This is a genomic window from Pseudomonas edaphica (genome assembly GCF_965277385.1).
GTDB classification, from domain to species: domain Bacteria; phylum Pseudomonadota; class Gammaproteobacteria; order Pseudomonadales; family Pseudomonadaceae; genus Aquipseudomonas; species Aquipseudomonas edaphica.
Window position 1 is genome coordinate 2686609 of record NZ_OZ255725.1, and the last position, 19415, is coordinate 2706023.

Annotated in this window: 16 protein-coding genes; 2 read left to right on the top strand and 14 right to left on the bottom strand. The window is 61.0% G+C overall.

Features of this window, described 5'->3' with window-relative positions:
* Nucleotides 1-98 precede the first annotated feature (98 nt).
* Nucleotides 99-1961, top strand: coding sequence for a bifunctional O-antigen ligase/aminoglycoside phosphotransferase family protein (locus tag ACQY47_RS12250; RefSeq protein WP_138450528.1), 1863 nt, complete (start codon nucleotides 99-101; stop codon nucleotides 1959-1961).
* A 453-nt stretch (nucleotides 1962-2414) separates the two neighbouring features.
* On the opposite strand, the gene ACQY47_RS12255 is transcribed toward ACQY47_RS12250, so the two are convergent.
* The 8 genes from ACQY47_RS12255 to ACQY47_RS12290 form a co-directional block, all read right to left on the bottom strand.
* Nucleotides 2415-3299: a glycosyltransferase gene (locus ACQY47_RS12255; protein WP_177034882.1), complete on the bottom strand. Its 885-nt coding sequence runs from the start codon at nucleotides 3297-3299 to the stop codon at nucleotides 2415-2417.
* Nucleotides 3296-4450: a glycosyltransferase family 4 protein gene (locus ACQY47_RS12260; protein WP_138450531.1), complete on the bottom strand. Its 1155-nt coding sequence runs from the start codon at nucleotides 4448-4450 to the stop codon at nucleotides 3296-3298. Before ACQY47_RS12260 ends, ACQY47_RS12255 begins: the two co-directional genes overlap by 4 nt.
* Entirely contained in the window at nucleotides 4447-5331 is an 885-nt protein-coding gene (locus ACQY47_RS12265; protein WP_428557163.1) for a DUF6625 family protein, read from the bottom strand. The genes ACQY47_RS12260 and ACQY47_RS12265 overlap by 4 nt, the downstream gene beginning before the upstream one ends.
* Before the next feature lie 58 nt (nucleotides 5332-5389).
* A complete protein-coding gene (locus tag ACQY47_RS12270) occupies nucleotides 5390-6805 on the bottom strand; it encodes a PIG-L family deacetylase (protein WP_428557164.1) in 1416 nt (471 codons plus the stop codon).
* On the bottom strand, nucleotides 6802-7698 hold the full coding sequence (locus ACQY47_RS12275) for an antimicrobial resistance protein Mig-14 (RefSeq protein ID WP_017138505.1): 897 nt from the start codon (nucleotides 7696-7698) through the stop codon (nucleotides 6802-6804). The genes ACQY47_RS12270 and ACQY47_RS12275 overlap by 4 nt, the downstream gene beginning before the upstream one ends.
* Nucleotides 7698-8828 (bottom strand): glycosyltransferase, encoded by a 1131-nt coding sequence (locus tag ACQY47_RS12280; protein ID WP_428557165.1) that lies wholly within the window; start codon nucleotides 8826-8828, stop codon nucleotides 7698-7700. Before ACQY47_RS12280 ends, ACQY47_RS12275 begins: the two co-directional genes overlap by 1 nt.
* A complete protein-coding gene (locus tag ACQY47_RS12285; RefSeq protein WP_017138507.1) occupies nucleotides 8812-10569 on the bottom strand; it encodes a carbamoyltransferase family protein in 1758 nt (585 codons plus the stop codon). Before ACQY47_RS12285 ends, ACQY47_RS12280 begins: the two co-directional genes overlap by 17 nt.
* Before the next feature lie 133 nt (nucleotides 10570-10702).
* Entirely contained in the window at nucleotides 10703-11038 is a 336-nt protein-coding gene (locus ACQY47_RS12290; protein ID WP_099548079.1) for a YceK/YidQ family lipoprotein, read from the bottom strand.
* 183 nt (nucleotides 11039-11221) lie between these two features.
* Between ACQY47_RS12290 and ACQY47_RS12295 the strand changes: the two genes are divergently transcribed.
* Nucleotides 11222-13306, top strand: coding sequence for a TonB-dependent receptor family protein (locus ACQY47_RS12295; protein WP_428557166.1), 2085 nt, complete (start codon nucleotides 11222-11224; stop codon nucleotides 13304-13306).
* Nucleotides 13307-13504: 198 nt separating this feature from the next.
* On the opposite strand, the gene ACQY47_RS12300 is transcribed toward ACQY47_RS12295, so the two are convergent.
* From ACQY47_RS12300 to waaC, 6 genes are read right to left on the bottom strand one after another with little or no spacing between them, the layout of a single operon-like run.
* Entirely contained in the window at nucleotides 13505-14944 is a 1440-nt protein-coding gene (locus ACQY47_RS12300) for a lipopolysaccharide kinase InaA family protein (protein WP_428557167.1), read from the bottom strand.
* On the bottom strand, nucleotides 14944-15696 hold the full coding sequence (locus ACQY47_RS12305) for a lipopolysaccharide kinase InaA family protein (protein ID WP_176991747.1): 753 nt from the start codon (nucleotides 15694-15696) through the stop codon (nucleotides 14944-14946). Before ACQY47_RS12305 ends, ACQY47_RS12300 begins: the two co-directional genes overlap by 1 nt.
* Nucleotides 15693-16427 carry a lipopolysaccharide kinase InaA family protein gene (locus tag ACQY47_RS12310; RefSeq protein ID WP_138817155.1) on the bottom strand — a complete coding sequence of 245 codons (735 nt, stop codon included), beginning with the start codon at nucleotides 16425-16427 and terminating at the stop codon, nucleotides 15693-15695. Before ACQY47_RS12310 ends, ACQY47_RS12305 begins: the two co-directional genes overlap by 4 nt.
* Nucleotides 16427-17233 carry a lipopolysaccharide core heptose(I) kinase RfaP gene (gene rfaP, locus ACQY47_RS12315; RefSeq protein WP_017138513.1) on the bottom strand — a complete coding sequence of 269 codons (807 nt, stop codon included), beginning with the start codon at nucleotides 17231-17233 and terminating at the stop codon, nucleotides 16427-16429. Before rfaP ends, ACQY47_RS12310 begins: the two co-directional genes overlap by 1 nt.
* Nucleotides 17230-18354 carry a glycosyltransferase family 4 protein gene (locus ACQY47_RS12320; RefSeq protein WP_428557168.1) on the bottom strand — a complete coding sequence of 375 codons (1125 nt, stop codon included), beginning with the start codon at nucleotides 18352-18354 and terminating at the stop codon, nucleotides 17230-17232. Before ACQY47_RS12320 ends, rfaP begins: the two co-directional genes overlap by 4 nt.
* Nucleotides 18354-19415: a lipopolysaccharide heptosyltransferase I gene (gene waaC, locus ACQY47_RS12325; RefSeq protein WP_428557169.1), complete on the bottom strand. Its 1062-nt coding sequence runs from the start codon at nucleotides 19413-19415 to the stop codon at nucleotides 18354-18356. The genes ACQY47_RS12320 and waaC overlap by 1 nt, the downstream gene beginning before the upstream one ends.

Sequence of the window (19415 nt, forward strand, 5' to 3'; positions counted from 1 at the left end):
CCGGCTTGACCCGCGGCCCGGCTGGATCCAACGGGCGACATTATATAGCCACTGCCTTAACATGGTCGGCTTTCTCTATTCTGGAACGGCTTTACTGTATGCACTCCAAGCGCCTTACCTATGGCACAAATCGCGTTTTCGACTTCCTGGTCCTCTGGATTTTGCCCATTGGCTTATTGTTGCTTCTGAGTTCGCTGTTTTTCGTCAACAATCGCAATGTCATGCACCGCGGCTTCTATATTTTCTTTGCCCTGCCGGCCTTGCTCCTGCTGTGCCTGCGCCCACGTGAACTCAAAGAGTTACTGCGCGAGCCGCTGGTGCTTGCCTTCACAGCATTTTGCGCATGGGCAATGATCACGGTGCTGTGGAGCCCGGAACCCACCGGCGACTCCAACCTGTTCAAGATCCCGTTGCAGACGTTCATGTTGTTTGCCGGCTGCGGGCTGCTGCTGCATTACCGCAATGACCTGTTCAAGCCGATCTTCTTCAGCGCCGCCGTGATTGCGCTGGTGGTGACGCTGTTAAACCTGGTGGCATTCGTCAAAGGCTTCGAGCCGAGCATGCGCATGATTGGCGGCCTTGGCGCCTTGGACAACCCGCTGCTCAGTTCCCACCTGTTCGGCTTTTTCTGCGTGTATTGGCTGTACCTCTGCGTCACCACCAAACGGCTACGGGTACTGTGGCTCAGCGCACCCGCCCTGGCGGTCATGACCCTGGCAATTCTGGCCACCGGTTCCAGGACGCCATTGGTTGCACTGGTGATAGCAGTCCTCTGGATGGGCCTGCTCAGCCGCAATCGGCGCTCGGCGCTGATGGTTGCCGCCCTGGTGCTGGCGGCCGCCGGCTTGCTGCTGTTTTACCCGCAACAGATCACCGAGCGCGGCAGCTCATTCCGCTTCGAAATCTGGCAAATCATCCTCGACCGCATCGCCGATCATCCATGGCTTGGCCACAGCTACGACTCCGAACTGTATGTAAAACCTGCCAACTACGATTTTGAACCACTGCGCGAACCCCACAGCTTTGCCTTGGGCGTGCTTTATTACGTCGGCATCATCGGCTTTATCCCGTGGATCTTCATGCTTGGCCGCGGGCTGTACGCAGGGCTCAAGGAGCGCGCGCAGCCGCTGTTTATCCTGACTTCCTCGCTGCTGGCCTACGGCATCGGCGCGGGGCTTACCGAAGGCGGTGGCATCTTGTCGCGGCCCAAGGAGCACTGGTTCCTGCTATGGATCCCCCTCGCACTGATCGCCGGCCTGAGCATCGCCAAGCGTCGCCACAGCCTGCTGCGCATTGTGGTGAGCACGCCCAAGCCACAGGTGTTCAAAGCCCTGTGCGAAGGCGCGCATATCGTCGAGGAAGATGGCCTGGGGCCTAAAGTCCTGCGCCTGGGCAATGGCAGCTTCCTTAAGCTGTTCAGGGCTCGACGCTGGTACACCTCGGGCACATTCAACCCGTACTCGGAACGGTTTGCCTGCAACAGCGAACAGCTCCAGGCACTGGGCATTACAGCACCGCCGATCCTCGACCTGTACAGCCTGCGCGACGGCAGCACCGCCGTGCGTTACCAGCCACTGCCGGGCCTGACGTTGCGCCAGGCCTTGCAAAGCCTGGACAGCAGCCTGCGCGAATCGCTGATCGAACGGTTTGGGCGGTTTATGGCCCAACTGCACGAACGCGGTGTCTACTTCCGCTCCCTGCACCTGGGCAATGTGCTTCTGTTGGAAGACGGCGAGTTCGGCCTGATCGACGTGGCGGATATGCGCGTCTATCCGTCAGCGCTGCGCAACACGCTGCGCCAGCGCAACCTCAAGCATATGCAACGCTATTCGCAGGATCGCAATTGGTTGTTCGAAGCTCACTTCGAGCAATTGGCCAAGGGCTATGCCTCGGTGGCTTCGCCGCACGCCACGCAGAAAATCCGCGAGCAGGTACTGACACTCGCCCGCCCGGCGGCCTGATGTGGGAGCTGGCTTGCCTGCGATGCAGACACCTCGGTACTTCTGATGCACCGAGGTGATGCTATCGCAGGCAAGCCAGCTCCCACCTTTGACCGAGTATGGCTCTGCTGTTGCTCTGGCCCTTACATCCTTTTCGATGACGAAGTCAGCGGTCTTTTGATCTGCGCTTTTGATCTTGATCTTGATCTGAAATCGCCCCCCCAAATCACTGGCGGATTGCGGGCATGCCGAGCCATAGCGAGGCACCGAGTGTTGGGGCGAAGACTTTTTGGTTACTTTTGTCTGGGCCGGCATTCCGGTCTTTACAAAAGTGACCCGCTGTAAGAGCGGAACCAATAGAAGCCGTTACCGCAGCAACGGATATGTACACCAACAACCCGCCATCGCAGGCAAGCCAGCTCCCACATTTAGATTGCGGCACATCCAGTGGAGGTGTGCTGCTTGATCTTGGTATCAGTCTTTTTCCAGCGGGGAAAAATACAGGCGGCCCAAGCCGCGCCACGTCTTCTTGTTCCAGGCCCGAAACGGGATCTGCGCCAGCAGCTCTCGCGCCAACGCACGGTTGCGGTTGGAGGTTTTGAGGAACATGGAGCTGAGGAACTTGTAACGCACCTCGTTGTACAGCGGGTGATCACTGAACAACGCGTAGGTGCGCAGGATGTTATCGATCATGAATCGATGATTCTTGTACGAATTGGTCGCGTGCTTGCGGTAGCGCGCCATCACCACGTTCAAGCCATCAATAAAGTACCCGGCGTGGGTAATCTTCAATTCGATCAGCAAATCTTCCAGACGAATCTGCGGGTCAAACCCACCGACCCTTTCCAGCGCTTCACGCCGGATCATCAGCGTAGGCGCTGGCGGGTAAGGTTTGCGCTCCAGGAACATATCGTCGAAATCCAGGCGTCGAAACGGCACGTCACGGCGCTGGCGCTTCTCCGGGAACAGCTCGCCCTGGGAGTCGATCAGCTCGATATTGCCCGCACAGATCCCAACCTCAGGCTTGCCATCCATATAGGCCACCTGGGTCGCAATGCGCTCGGGCATCATGATGTCGTCCGAACCGAACGGCACGATCAGCGGCCCCTGAGACCGGGCAATCGCACCATTGAGGGTGTTGGTCAGCCCCTGGTTCTGCTGCACACGAAAGTCGAACCTGTGTTGCTCCTGCAGGCGACGGATGCGCTCGACACTGTCGTCTGTCGAGCCATCGTCCACCACCAGCAGTTCGATGTTGGGATAGGTCTGGTTCAACACACTGAGGATACTTTCCTCAATGTAGGGCGCATGGTTATACGACGCAATGATCACCGTGACCAAAGGCTGACTCTGGCTCATACATTCTTCCCGCGTGCTTGAGCCAACCCTGAATCAATCAGCTCCAGGTATTCCTGACGGAATACCTCAATGTCGTGTTGCGCCTGAAGGTACTGGTAGGCCTGCTCGCCTTTTTGTGCGAGTGCCTCGTCGGACAGCGCCAGGTAAGTGTCCAGCGCCTCGGTCAGCTGGGGCACATTGGCCGGCTCAACCGCCAGGCCACCGGCGCCTTCGATCAACGGCAGCATGGCCGGTACGCTGGAGGCAATCACCGGCAGGCGGCCGCTCATGCCTTCCAGCAGTGCCAGGCCCAGGCCTTCTGCGAGCGAAGGCATTGCCCAGATGTCAAAGGCACGCACGTATTGCAGGGCATTTTCCTTGAAGCCCAACAGGTGCACACGCCCATCCAGGCCAAGGCTCTGGATTTGCGCGGCCAGGTTGGCCTCTTCGCGCCCGGCGCCAATGATGGCCAGCTGCGCGGTCGGGTAGTTATCTTTCAGCGCCGCAAACGCCTGCAACAAATAGGTGTGACCTTTGACCGGCACCAGCCGGCCCAAAGCGCCGATCAACCGCACCGAAGGGTCAATGCCCAGCAACTCGCGCGCACGCGTGCGTGAATGCTGCAAGCCTTCGGCCTGCTCGATGTCGATGGCGTTGGTAATCGCGTAGGTATTCTGGTCGGTAAACCCGCACTGGCAATCGAGCAGGTACTGCTTGACCGCCGGCGACACGCCGACAAAGCGCCAGTGCGCGTCGATCCAGCGCTGCGCCTGCTTGCGGCGGTAGAGACGGTCATACTCGCCAAAACCGTGGGAGATGCCGATGCACAACGGGATCTTCAACCAACGGTTGAGCTGCAACATCATGTTGACCGGCTTGAAGCGGTTACACACCACCACGTCGAACTGTTCGCGGCGGCAGAACTTATACAACTGCCACATGGCGCGCAGTCGCAAGCCTTTGAGTGACTTGTCGGAAAACTCGAAGTAGACCGACTTGGCAGCCCGGCTGACCGGTTCCCCAGGCGCCGGCTTGCCACGCAGGAACGCGGCGGTGACCTCATAGCGCTCGGCGGGCAATGCCTTGACGATCTGCTCGGCCAAGTCGGCAAAGTCATGGGATTTAACATTGTAGTCAGGCTGCAGTTGCAGGACCTTGAAACGCCGACTCATAACTCTCCTCGATGGAAACCTGTGGCATCAACGACCCAGGTTGTTTCAGCCGCCAGCGTCTCGACGTATTCGGCGTCAGGCTCCGGTAGCAACGGCCACTGATTACGCTTCCAGCAGACAAAATGGAAATACGGAAATTCCCGCTCACCATCCCTGTCGTTAGTCAGGCGACCCTTGTTCCAGAACCACTGATGCGGGAAGCGATCACTGCCGTCGTGCCATTTGATCACACCACCGGGCGTACTGAACGCCTCGGTGAACTCACTGCGCCGACGCCATGGGTTGAACTTGCCGACCAGCTCAAACAACGGCTTCGGGAAGTTCTTGCGCCACAGGAAAATTCGACTGAATGCGCCTTCATCCAGCGCATGATGCGCCTGATCGGTAAAACGCGCTTCCCAATCCTTGATGTGCATGAACGCATGCCGCTTCCTGGGCGTGTTACGCATCAGGCACAAATGGCCGGCGACTCGTCGTTCATGGGTTGAAAACAAGTCATGGCTGGCCAACCGCTCGGCGGTGAAATACTCGCGCAGGTTGCCGTAGATCAGGTCCAGATCGCCAAACGCCCAGAAATCGTAACCGGTGAGGCGGTCAGCGTGGATATGCCCCAACGCCGGCTTGATGTCGCACAGCTTGTACGGCGCCAGGGGTGCAAAATTGATGTACAGCCGCTGGGAAACCAGCGCGCAGTAATCGCCAAAGGTGATGCTTTCGATGCGGACATTGTCCGGCACATTGGCCGGCATCGGGCAGTCGCTGAACAGCAACCAGTCGATGTCCGCGTTGTGACGGCAGCTTTCGAGAAAAAACGGCATCCAGAATGGCCAGCGGCCAAAGTAAGGAATAATGAAAAGGATGCGGGGGCACGAATTGCTCAAGGGGGACTCACTGTCATTTGGTACTGAGGCGCGCTGCGCGCCACCACGTTGCTTAACGTTACTTGTGCTTGATGAACCAAAAGAGTTCATGACGCCGAATGGCCTTGCGGAAAAACTCGTTCTCACCCCACGGTGAGACGGCCCTCCCCGCCAGCAGACGCTGTATGACTCGCCGCACCCGCCGTTTGAACGGCATCTGCGGTTGCAAGTCATGCATCATGCCCAGCGACATGGCCTTTTCACACTGCCGCTCCTCCGATACTGGCATGCAATATGGTTGCAAAATGTAAGTGGAGTCGAAGCATGGCGGCAAAGCGACACTATTGCCCGAATCCCCCATCGGCCAGCGGTCGTTGTCATGCAGATGGTTGGCGTAACCGAGCAAGGTCGTCGGCTGCCATTCCAGGCCCTGCAAGGCTTCCAATACAGCTTGCTGAGCGCAGATATGGTCAGGGTGCGGATCGATCACCGGATGCGGCAGCACAATGACCTCAGGACGTGCCATCAACAGCACGGCACGCAGGTCCGCCAGCAGGTTGTTCCAGGTCGGCTGGCCATCGGCGTCGGCGGGCAGCGCGAACGGGTTGAACTGCCGAAACAGGCGGATATCGCTCAACTCGGCTTCCCGCGACGCAATGGCACGTTCCGGCTCGGCCTTCATCGCCGCCAACTGCAGGCAAAAATACCCGAGCTGAACGCAGTGCTCTTGCGCCACGCCCGCCCAGCGCGGCACGGCGATACTGTCCCAGGCCCGCAGCCGGCCCTTGAGGCGCGCCGCTTCAGGCTTGCCCAGGCCCATGTGCTGATAATGCTCGGCTTCGATCTCCCCGGCGGTCAGTGTCACGATCCAGGGCTGTGCTGCCTGGCTGTACAGGCCAAAGGCGGCCAGTTCGGCATCGTCGGCATGCGGCGCAATCACCATCACCCGCTGTTGACGCACATCCGGCTGGCGGAATACCGACAGCACAGGCTCAGCCTGTACCTGGCAAAACCGGCCACGCAACAGCAACTGCCCAGCCAGCAAGGCTTGCGCCTGACCCGTGAGATTGAGGTAGCGCAGGCCGTTGACGCCGCGTTCGAACACTTGGCGGTCGCCGCCCGGCAACGCAACATAGGGATCGATAAACCGCCCCAGCAGGTTGCTCTTGAGCCGCAGTGCGAGGATCAAAGTCTCATCACCCGCCAGCTCCAGCGTCTGGCCCAGCACCAGCCGGCCCTTGTCCAACGTCACCTTGGGCTGTTCGGTATCGGCGGCAAACTGATACTGATAGTCGTCCTTGGGCGAGTAAAACAGATGGTCGGCAAACCAGGCTTCATGGGCCACCCAGGCCAGCACCGCCAACAGCAGCGGCAACCACCAGGCCACCAGCACACCCACCGCAATCAGTACCAGCAGGCTGACCAGCAGCCCGATGCGCTTACTGCGGCGATGGCGCTTGAGCAACGCCTGCTTGCGGCTGGTCGAGGCACTCATACGGTGAACACCGGCACGGGGTTGCACCAACGGTCTTTGTACTCGCGGTCCGCACGGCCGAACGAAAAGCGCAACGGCTTGCCGACTTCCCGCGCCTGTTCCCAGGCACTTTGCGTATTGAGGAAGCTCAGCACGCTGCCGGGGCTGAACGCGCGGGTTTCGGGGTCTACGCCGCCATTGATGTACTCTACGCTGACCCACTGCGGCGCTTCAACGCGATACACCAATTGCACAGCAATCGGCGCATCGTTGAGGAAAATCACCGAACCGATCAGCCACTCACGCAACAGCTCGATCACCTGCGCCATGTGCGCGGCACCGGTGGCCGCGAAGCCCCAGCGGCGCTGGAACAGGTCGCAGTAGATCGCCGCCAGCTCGGCGCTGGAGAAGTCCTGCACCGGCCGCACCACACCGCCCGCCTCTTCCAGCAGGCGCAATTCACGGCGCTGGTTATAGCGAAACTTTTTTGACAGTTCTTCAGGCGTGCGCGCCATGGCCAACTGTTCGGCCTGGAGTTTGATGCCGGCAAAGCGGCCTTCATTCAGGGCCGACAGGTAACGCGCGCGATGGCGCAGCGGCGCCTGGGCATCGGCAGCGGCGGGCAGGATCAACTCGGCGTTGCCGAGGTCGAACAAGCCTTTTTTGCCATTGCGCTTGAGCACGTCTTTGGACAACGCCAGGTCGCGCCCCCAGGTCGCAATACACGCTTTAAGCTCACCGCTTTGCTCCCAGGCCAAATAGCGCACGGGAATTTCGGCCAGCCCGGCCAGACGCTCGACCACCTGCGGATGGGTGGCGACACTGCCGCCAAAACGCTGCCAAGCGTCGCTGTAGGTCGGCGCGTCAACGACCGACCAACCGCGCTCGCGAAAGCCTTGGAATCGATTGAGCATCAAGCCCTCGCGGTCAGTTCGGTGACAGCAGGCAACTGCCAGAAGGTATCGCGCACGGCCTGATCCGAAAACCGTTGGTGCAGGCGCTCAAGCATCATCTCGGCGCACTGCTGGTGCTGCTGACGATCCATCGCGGCCAAGTGCCGAAGGCCCTGCCCCAAGTGCTCGGCATCGCCGAACGGAAACAGGATGCCCACGCCTTCAACCACTTCCTTGGCGCCGCCGCAAGACGTAGCGAGCAGCGGCACGCCAGCGGCCATGGCCTCCAGCAGCACCATGCCGAACGGCTCATGGTCGGAGCTCAGGGCAAAGACGTCGAATGCACGGAAATACCGGCGCGCATCCGGCACCTGGCCGAGGAACAGCACCTGCTCGGCAATGCCCAGTTCGCGCGCCAGAGACTTAAGGTCTTGCTCCAGGCGGCCGGTGCCGAGGATCGCCAACCGGCTCTGCGCCGGCAAATGCGGCAAGGCCAAGGCAAAGCCTTTGAGCAAGGTGGCTTGGTCCTTGTCCGGGTGCAGGCGGCCGACGTTGCCGACCACCCACTCATCCGGCGACAGCCCCAAGGCATCGCGCGCCTCATCGGCCGACACCTGCAACGCTTGCATGGCCTGGACATCGATGCGGTTATACAAGGTCTGGATACGTGCCGCCGGCCAGGCCGGCAGGCAGCGGCGCATATCATCACGCACCGCGTCAGATACACCGAGCAGGCTCAGGCGCTTGCTGAACATCGAGGCAAACAGCTTGCGGCTGCGGCGCTGATAATCACCAAAAGCGTGATGTACGCCGATCACTGGCAGGCGCGTACCGAGCAAGGCGATGTAGATCGGCTTGAAGCGGTGGGCAATACAGAAACTGAAGTTGCGCGACGCGGCGATCTTGCGCAATTCACGGATGGCGCCCAGCTTGAGGCCACGAATGGCCTTGGAGCTGAACTCCATGAACAGCACTTCATCAGAGGCGCAACCGGCGGCCACATCGGGGTCGGCGACCCCGGTGAGAAACACCGTGGTCACCTTGTAGCCTGTGCCTGCGAACAGGCTGGCGTACTGCCGCGCGCAGTCCAGAAACGGCCCGTCATAGCCGTGGCAGAACTGCAGGACGTGGCGCTCAGCCGACCGAGTCATAAGGGTCCACGCCGTCTTTGACGACCAGGATGTCTTCCATGATCAGGTACTGCAGGTCGGAGCCGAAGAACATGTTCAGCGCGTCGGTTGGCGAGCAGATCATCGCTTCGCCACGGCGGTTGAGCGAGGTGTTCAGCGACACGCCGTTGCCGGTCAATACTTCCAGCTCTTTCATCATGTCGTAGTAACGCGGGTTGTATTCGCGCTTGAGCACCTGGGCGCGGGAGGTGCCATCTTCATGGACCACTTCCGGTACGCGGGTTTTCCACTCTTCGGACACTTCAAAGGTGAAGGTCATGAACGGCGCCGGGTGATCGACCTTGATCATCTGTGGGGCCACGGTGTCGAGCATCGACGGGCAGAAAGGCCTCCAGCGCTCGCGGAACTTGATCTGGTGGTTGATGCGGTCGGCCACGCCGGTCGCGCTTGGGCAACCGATGATCGAACGACCGCCCAACGCACGCGGGCCGAACTCCATGCGGCCCTGGAACCAGGCCACCGGGTTGCCGTCGACCATGATCTTGGCGATGCGCTTGGGCATGTTTTCGATCTTGCGCCACACCGGCTTGCTTTCGTGTTTGGCGCACGCGGCAATCACGTCTTCATTGCTGTAGGACGGGCCGAGATAGACGTGTTCCATCTTCTCCACCGGCACGCCACGGGCGTGGGACACATAGGCCGCCGCGCCAACCGCGGTGCCGGCATCGCCGGACGCCGGCTGCACGAACAGCTCTTTAACGTCATCGCGGGCAATGATCTTCTGGTTCAACTTGACGTTCAGCGCGCAACCACCGGCGAACGCCAGCTTGCCGGTGTCCTTGAGGATGTCGCCCAGGTAGTGGTCGATCATCTGCAAGGCCAGCTTCTCGAACAGCGCCTGCATGCTGGCTGCGTAGTGGATGTACGGCTCGTCGGCGATGTCGCCTTCGCGCTTTGGACCCAGCCACTCGATCAGTTTTGGCGAGAAGTAGAAACCCTTGCCCTTCTCTTTATAACGACGCAGGCCGATGACGTTGGCGTAGTCAGTGTTGATCACCAACTCGCCGTTTTCAAACGAAGCCAGGCGCGAGAAATCGTATTTGCTGGCGTCGCCATACGGCGCCATGCCCATGACCTTGAACTCGCCGTCGAGCATCTCGAAACCGAGGAACTCGGTGATCGCGCCATACAGGCCGCCCAGGGAGTCCGGGTCGTAGAATTCCTTGATCTTGTGGATCTTGCCGTTTTCGCCATAGCCAAAGAACGTGGTGGCGTACTCACCTTTACCGTCGATGCCCAGGATCGCGGTTTTTTCCTGGAAACCCGAGCAGTGGTAGGCGCTGGAAGCGTGGGCCAGGTGGTGTTCAACCGGCTCGATCTTGATTTTCTTCGGATCGAAGCCCAACTGCTCCAGGCACCAGACGATCTTATTGCGATAGCGCTTGTAGCGACGGTTACCCATCAGGATCGCGTCAAGGGCGCGGTCCGGGGCGTACCAGTAACGCTTGGCGTAGTGCCAGCGCGCCTCGCCGAACAGGCTGATCGGGGCGAACGGGATCGCCACCACGTCAACGTCGGAAGGCTTGATGCCGGCTTGTTCCAGGCAGAACTTCGCCGATTCGTAGGGCATGCGGTTCTTTGCATGTTTGTCGCGTACGAAGCGCTCTTCTTCGGCGGCCGCGATCAGCTTGCCGTCGATATACAGGGCTGCGGAAGGATCATGGCTAAGGGCGCCGGACAGGCCAAGAATCGTCAATGCCACTGGGGTCTAGCCTCTTTTAGTCTGCATGCAGGCGGGTTACGCCTGAAAAAAGTGTGCCTCCCGCCTGAGCGAGAAACAGCTAAAGGGCGGGATTATAGCGTAAAAGAGGTAGGAAGCTGTTAGCTGCGAGGGACTAGCGAAGCTCAATGCTGCCATCGACATTTTGCTGGTAGATCGTGTAGGGCAAGATGAGCGTATCCAGAACAGCGGAGAGAGGCACATCGATAAAAGCCCATGGCACGTCGTTCAACGCGATCCCGCTTGCGGAATTCGGCGGCCCATGCAGTACACAGAGGTCATAGACCACCCCGCTGTAGATACGCGGAACAGACTGACAATAGGTTTTTTTCGCCTTGAGCGTTCGAACCGTGTCGCCATCCTCACGGAACGCCGTGGTCACGGTGCCGCAGCCGCCCAGAACCAGAAACCCGCCTATCAAGACCCACAGGCTCGCTTTTTTGCCTTTCATGGTTGCCTCTAATCGTTGGAAAGGCGAGAACCTACCATTATGGCCGGCGACTGACAGATAACTCGAAGCTCAAAACGGCGTAGGAGTCTTCTTCTTCGGCAAAAGCAGGAGGGAGCCGTTAAACTCGCGCTTTTCTTGCGCCGACGTCTATCCCTCGCGTCGCGCCACTGATCCGGCTTCCCGATGAATACACCCCCACCCGTTCCCCTTGCCCTGCTGCTGCTCGGCTTGAGCAGCACCGTCCTGGCCGACGATGCCACTTTGGTCCTCGACCCCAGCGTGGTCACCGGCTCGCGCAGCGCCAGCCCGACTTTCGACCTGCCTTACTCGGTGGACAGCATCAGCCACGCGCAAATCAGCGACGGCCAACTCGGCATCAACGCCTCCGAGGCGCTGTCTCGCGTACCGGGCCTGGTGGTACAAAACCGTCAGAACTATGCCCAGGACCTGCAGATCTCCTCGCGCGGCTTCGGCGCGCGCTCGGCGTTTGGCGTACGCGGCCTCAAGTTGATCGCCGACGGCATCCCGGCCAGCACTCCGGACGGCCAGGGCCAGGCGGCCACCTTCAACCTCGACACCGCCGAGCGCATTGAAGTGCTGCGCGGCCCGGCCGCCACCTTGTATGGCAGCAATGCCGGCGGCGTGATCCAGATGTTTTCCCGCGACGGCGAAGGCCCGCCGCGCATCGGCGCCGAAACCCTGGTGGGCAGCGACGGCATGAGCAAAAACCACCTCACCGCCGAAGGCGCGGCGAACGGCGCAGGTTTTGTGCTCGACGCTTCACGCATGGACACCGATGGCTACCGCGACCACAGCAGCGCCCGTCGTGACCAGACCTTCGCCAAGCTCAACTTCCAGCCGGACGAAGACAGCAAGTTGGCGCTGATCTATAGCAGCCTGGAGCAAAACGGCACGCAGGATCCGCTTGGGCAAAGCTGGGCAGCCTACAAGGCCGATCCGCGCTCGGTAGCGCCGGCTGCATTGCAGTACAACACGCGAAAAAGCATCGATCATCAGCAGTTGGGCCTGAATTACGAACGCTACATCGGCGATGCCACGCTGCAGGTGAATGCGTACACCGGGCGCAGGAGCGTGATTCAGTACCTGTCGATTCCAGGCGGCACCGCCTCTGACAAGCGCGGCGGCGTGGTGGACTTCGACCGTAAATTCTACGGCGGTTCGGTGCATTGGCTGCAACCGATCACCAGCGCCCCCGGCGAGCTGACCCTGATCACCGGCCTCGATTACGACCGCAGCCAGGATGACCGCCAAGGTTATTCCAACACCCTGAATGGCGTGCACGGTGTCAAAGGCGCCCTGGGCCGCGACGAACTCGACACCGCCACCAGCATCGACCCGTTCGTGCAAGCCAACTGGCTGCTGGGCGACTGGACCCTGCAAGCCGGCCTGCGCCACAGCAGCATGAAAATGGAGGTGGACGACCACTTCACAAGCGACGGCGACGGCAATGACAGTGGCAGCAAGACCTACCAGAAGAACACGCCTTCGGTCAGCGTGATGTACGCCTTCACGCCGGACCTGCATGGCTATGTGAGCGCGGGCAAAGGCTTCGAAACCCCGACCCAGGCCGAGTCGGCGTATTCGAGTAGCGCCAACGGCTTTAACTTTGCGCTCAAGCCGTCGGTCAGCAAGCAGTATGAAGTCGGCCTGAAAGCAAAGCTTGGTCAAGACACGCGCCTCAACGCTGCGCTATTCCAGATCACGACTGACGACGAGTTGGTCGTGCAGCAATCCAGCGGCGGTCGCACCACCTACCAAAACGCCGGTAAAACCCTGCGCCGAGGCTTCGAGCTGGGCCTGGAAAGCCAACTCAGCGAACAGTGGAGCACCACCCTCGCCTACACCCGCCTGCAGGCGACCTACGACAGCGACTTTACCAACAGCGGCAAGGCTATCGACAAGGGCAACTACTTGCCCGGCGTGCCGCAAACCACCCTCTTCGCCGAGCTGAACTGGAAACCCCGCGACTGGGTCAGCACCGCCCTCGAAGGCCTGTACCGCAGCAAGGTCTACGTCGAAGACACCAACCAGCAACGCGCCGCGCCGGGCTACAGCGTGTTCAACTGGCGGGCGCGCTTCGAACAAAAGGTGGAGCACTGGACCTTTCACCAGACGGTGCGCCTGGATAACTTGCTGGATCGCCAGTATGTCGGTTCGGTAATTGTTGGGGACGGCAACTTCCGTTACTACGAGGCGGCGCCGGGAAGGTCGTGGTATGCGGGGGCCGGGGCTGAATACCAGTTCTGAGTATCGCCACTCTACTTTTGAAGGTGCTCATATCCCCTGTGGCGAGCAGGCTTGCCCTGCGTTGGGCTGCGCAGCAGCCCTAAAACCAGGCACTGAGTGTTTTCAGGAGAAATCGCAGTGCCTTTACTGGGGCCGCTGCGCAGCCCAACGCAGGGCAAGCCTGCTCGCCACAACAGCCAACCGGCCACAGACTTTGGGTTAAATCTGTTTGGGCAAACGCGCATCGATCAGCTGGTACAGCGCACTGCTCTCAGGCCAGTTACGCATAAACCGCGCGCGGTCCTTGGCGAACGCCGGCGCGAAGCTTGCGACCGAGCTGTGCTGACACATCGCGTCCAGGTCGATCAACGCCCAGCGATCCTCGGCCCAGAACAGGTTATGGCCCTTGAAATCACCATGGCTGATCCGCTCGCGGATCAGCTCGGCGAACAAGTGGTCCAGGGCCAGCAGTTCATTCTCGGGCGCATCGCCTTTCTCAACATACGGCGCAAAACGCTCGATGATGTCCGGCCCCGGCAGGTATTCAGTCACCAGGTAGGCCCGGCTGCGCAGCCACAAAAAACGTTTTTCCAACACCGCCAGCGGCTTGGGCGTGGCGATGCCAAGGAACGCCAGGCGGTTGCCTTCACGCCACGAATGCCAGGCCCGGCTGGGGCGCCAGAAGCGCTTGAGCCAATGGGCAAACCCCTTGATGTTATAGCGCTTGATCACCAGTGGCCGTCCGCCCGCTTCGACCTTGGCGACGGTGGCCGCACCACCGGTTTTGTACAAATGGCCTTGGTCGAGCAGCGCGTCGGCCTGCTCCAGCACCGGCAGCATCGCCGCCTCTTCCTCACGACGAATCGCACGCAAGGCAAAGGCGCCACGCACCACGCTGAACAGCGTGCATTCACGGCCGACCTTGTTCAAAAAGTCTTTCAAGCGCCAGGCGCTGACCTTGCGCACCTGTTTTTCCAGGGCTTCCAGCGGCAAGGCGTGCTCGCCGTTGCCCAGCAGGTAGTACACCAGCAATTCTTCGGTGAACGGCTCGAGGTTTTTCGGCAACTGGGCGAAGAACACGCCAAGGTTTTCCAGCACCCGGTTGCGCGACAACGGCTTGCCCGCCGCTTCAACACGAATCCCGGCGCCGTCGATCAGGTACAGCTTGCCGTCCTGACGCAGCAGGTTGTCCAGGTGCAGGTCTTCTTGCCACAGGCCTTTGGCGTGCATCTGCGCAATTGCGCCCAACGCCTCTGCGAGCACAGCCGTTTGCTCGTCCGCCAAAGGCGGCAACCCTTCGACCGCCTGCCAGGCATCGGCAAGGCTTTCGGCGCCTTCGATAAATTCAAACAGCAGCCAGCCGCCCTCGCCTTCCTGCAAGCCATCGGCCAGCAACTGTGGCGTGGTCAGGCCCTGCTCGGCCAGCAGGCGCACGCCGCTGAGTTCGCGCTGAAAATGCCGCGCCGCCTTGCTGCCCACCAGCAATTTGGCCAACACCGGGCGGCCGCGCCAGACGGCGGCGCCCACGTAGCGTTCGCCCGGCAACACGCGCAACAGGTTAAGCAGTTGCAGCTGGCCGGTGCCTGCGGCGTCGGCCAACTCGAGGGTCAGCGGCAGCTCAGGCCTGCGGCCGGCTTTTTTCAGTTCGGACAAGCGCATCAGCGCTTCTCCTTGTGACTGCGCCGGGCCGTCAGGCGCTCGAACCAGGCGCCCACCCGCGCGCTGTCTTCAGGCTGGTCCAGATACGCTGCCAGCAGTTGCCGCACTTGCGCGTCCGACCATTGCGGCGCACGACGCAGCAATGGCTCCAGATCCTTGACCCGATCACGCCGGCCAAACAGCAGCGGGCGGGTTTTCTCCAGGTCGATCAACTGCGCGGCATAACCGTCTCCGAGCGGTTGCAGGAAAATATGCTTGGGGTAAAAACAGCCATGCACTTGCCCTACGCTGTGCAGGTGGCGCGCCAGCTGACCACAGGCCAGCAAGATCGCACGGTGCTGGTCGTCACTCAGCTGCGGCCATTGTTCGAGCAGTGAATCCAGGTCATTCCAGCCGTCCAGGGCTCGGGTCAGCAACATCGCGCGGCGCTCGCCTTCAACCTTGCGCTCACCGAAAAACGCCGCCTGCAACGCCGGAATGCCCAGCTTCCGGTAGCGGCTGATATTACGGAACTCGCGGGCAAACGTCGGCTCGCCAAACGGCTTGCTGAGCGTGCGCGTCAGGTAGTTGCTCTGGCGCTTGAGGTAGTAACCCTGGCCATCAAGCTCCAGGCGAAACACGCTGCTCCAGCCGCCGTCGCTGGTATTGGGTTCATCCACCGCGTCCAGTTGCCTGGCCCACAGCGCATCGAAGTCAGCCAGGCCGTGGCGCGCAAGCAATGCGCGATCATCGGCCGCCAGAAAATCAGTCATTCGCGCCCCTCGAAAAACTTCACCACGTGCCGGATTCGCTGTTTGTCCGAAGCCGTCAGGTGCGTGCGTTGGCGGTATTGCATGTAGAAGCGCAGGCGCTGGGTGGCCGACAAGTGATACTTGGCGACTTTGTCCAGGCAGGCCAGGTCCTTGGTAATACGGTACTTGAGCCAAAAACCGCGCCAGAAATCGCCGTTGGGGCAATCGATCAGGTACAGCGTGCGGTTATCGTCAACCAGCAGGTTGCGCCACTTCAAGTCGTTATGGGTAAAGCGGTGTTCGTGCATCGTGCGCGTATATTCGGCGAGCTGACGGCTGATCACATTGACCCACTGGGGGTCTTTCAAGCACGGATCGTTACGATCGGCCAGCACCGACAGGTCTTCGGTCTTGGGCAACTCGCGGGTAATCATCGCCCCGCGCGCATAGGCCAAACCCTTGCGCTCCAGGCCCCAGGCCACCACGTCGGCGGTGGGAATCCCCCACTTGGCGAAGCGCTTGAGGTTCTGCCATTCGGACTTCACCCGAGGTTTGCCCAGGTAACGGCGCAGGCCTTTGCCGGCGCCTACGTAGCGTTTGACGTAGTAATTGACCCCGCCACGCTCCACCCGAATCACTTCCGACAAGGGGTCGCGCGTCAGTCGCTCACCCTGCAAGGCAAACACCGCCTCCAGGCTACCAAAGTCATCCGCCAGGGCGGCGTAAGCAGGTTCCAGGTTCCAACCCGCCATCAGATCGCATCCCCCAGGCGTTGCTTGCGCGCATACAGCTTGTCGGCCTTGCGCTGCAACAAGCTCAGGGACGCCGACTGCTCGGCCAGGATCTGGCGCAGCGGCTGGCGGAAGTAGCCTTTGAGAAAGCGCAGTTTGTCGCGCTGAGTCAGGCCGATGTCCAGCGCCGAGTAGTACAGCGCGGACAAGTCCTTGTCGCGCCAGCGCAGCGGCAGATGGGCACGCAATTGGGCACGGTGCAGGTCGATCACTGAAAGCTTGATGGTGCGCGCATCGATCGGCCGGGACGTATCCAGCAGGAAGTGGCACAGGTAGCAGTCGCGGTGATTGACGCCGCCACGGTGCATGTCGCCGACCATGCGTGCCAGTTCGGCAGTGAGCGCATGGCGCAATGCCGGTGCCGGCGGCTCGGCCACCCAGTTGACGGTCAGGTCTTCCAGGCTGATGGTCGGGGCCAGTTCTTCGGTGATGATGAACGAGTGCTGGTCGGCCGGGTTGCTGCCTTTTTCACCGAAGGCCACGCCGGTCATGGTCGGCACACCCAGTTCCTGCAAGCGGTGGATGGCCGACCATTCCAGGCCGGCACCCAGCACCGGCAGCTTGGCGGTGATCAGGTTCTTGAAGATCTCGCCCCAACCGATGCCACGGTGGATTTTCACGAAATACGGGCGGCCCTCCACCTCGGTACGCAAGGTGCGACGCGCCGCCAGTTCACGAAATACCTGGCCTTGCAGTTTCTCGACTTCGGCAAAGGCGTCACGCCCGGCCCATAAGGTCTTGAACGGTTCGGCAAGAATCAACTTCATCGTTTCGGCTCCGCCAGAATCACATCTGCCGCGTGCTGCGGCATGCTGTAGAGGTCGGCCGTCTCGGCGAAGGCCAAACCATTGCGGCCCCAGGCCGCGCGCTGTGCAGTGTCGGTAAGCATCTGCGTGAGGTACTGGTTGAGCTGCGCTTGTTCAAACGGCTCATCCAGCACCAGCCCGCTGTCGGCTTCGCCAATGTAGTGGGCATACCCACACACCGCCGAGACCAGCACCGGCAACCCGGCCACCAGGGCTTCGAGCAACACGGTACCGGTATTTTCGTTGTACGCCGGGTGAATCAACAGGTCGGCGCCCAGCAGGAAACGCGGGATATCGCTGCGGCCCTTGAGGAACTGCACGTTATCGCCCAGCCCCAACGTGGCGCTCTGCAACTGGAATACTTTGGGGTCGTCCTGGCCGATTACAAACAGGCGCGTACGTTTTTTAAGCTCGGTCGGTAGCGCGGCCACGGCCTTGAGGCTGCGGTCGACGCCCTTGGTTTTGAAGCCGGAACCGATTTGTACCAGCAGCAACTCGTCGTCGCGCAGGTTGAACTCCTTGCGGAAACCTTCGCGGATTTCGGCCGCATTTGGCGGCGCGCGGCGGTCCTGGGCAATGCCCGGCGGCAGCAGGTGGAAGCGCTCCAGCGGCGTGTCGTAATGCTTGATGAACAGCGGTTGCTGCACTTCGGAGATCATCAACACTTCGGTCTTGGCGTCTTTGGCGAACACCGCACGTTCGTACTCGGCAAAGTGCTTGTAACGGCCAAAGCTTTTGTACAGCGAGTGACGCAGGTTTTGCGCCTTGTCTTCAAAGCAGCCGTCGGCGGCGTAGTACACGTCCAGGCCGGGCATTTTGTTGAAGCCGATCAAACGGTCCACCGGGCGCTTGGCCAGGTCAGCGTCCATCCAGGCCAACAGTTTCTCGTTGCGCCGATGGTTGAAGAACGCCTTGACCGGCGCCACCAGCACTTCAAAGCCGGGCGGAATGTCGCCTTCCCAGATCAGCGTGTAGACCCGAATCGTATGGCCGCGCTGCTGGCACTCCAGGGCGATGCGCATGAAGTCGCGCTGCAGGCCACCGAAGGGGAAATATTTGTACAAAACAAAAGCCAGTTGCATCAGTGCAGCTCCTCAGCCAATAACAACGTGCTCAGCCGGCTTGCCACACGCTCAGGGTTCAAGCGCGTGAAGCACAGGGGCGACTCGCGCGTGATGTCGAACCGACGCAGGTCGTCGGCCGTCGGTTGATAAGTACAGGTTTTTTGCAGGCACGGTGCGCATGGGAAGTCGCTGGCCAAGTGAATCTGGCCTTTGCCGTAGGCGCCGGTCAGGCCCGGGTTGGTGGGGCCGAACAGGGAGATGGTCGGCACGTCCAGCGCGGCGGCCAAGTGGCCCAGGCCCGTGTCCACCGCCACACAGGCGCGGGCACCGGCCAGCACACGGGCGACGCCGGCCAGGTTGAGTTTGGGCAGCACTTCGGCGTTTTGCAGGCCTTGGGCCAGACGCTCGGCGCGGGCCTTTTCGGCGGCATTGCCCCATGGCAATTTCACGTCCACACCCAGGCGGCCCATGCGTTCGGCCAGCTCACGCCAGTAGGCTTCGGGCCAGTGCTTGGTGTCCCAGGTGGTGCCATGCAGCAGCAGTACAAAGGGTTTTTTCGGCGGCAGGCCGAGCAACTTGTCGACGCTCAGGCCGTAATCGCCCAGGCCTTTGGGCAAGTCATAACCCAACGCCACGGCGAACAGCTGGCGCAAGCGTTCTACTGCATGCTGCCCACGGGCCACGGCCAGCCGGCGCGAGTAGAAACGCGCAGCCATCGGTTCACGGGCAGAATTCTTATCAAAACCGGCCACCGGCGCGCGTACATAGCGCGTCAGCCAGGCGCTTTTGAGCAGCCCTTGGGCATCGATCACCAAATCGTATTTGGTCGACTGCACGCTCTGCTTGAAGCGCCGCCATTCGCCGCTCTTGATGGTTTGCCAGATGTTCTTGCGCCAGCGACGAATCGCCACCGGGATCACTTTGTCCACGGCTGGATGCCAGGTGGGAATCTCGGCAAAGCCTTCTTCCACCACCCAGTCAAAGCGGATGCCAGGGATCGCCCGCGCCGCGTCGGTCAGTGCCGGCAAGGCGTGGATCACATCGCCCAGGGATGAGGTCTTGACTACCAATACGCGCAA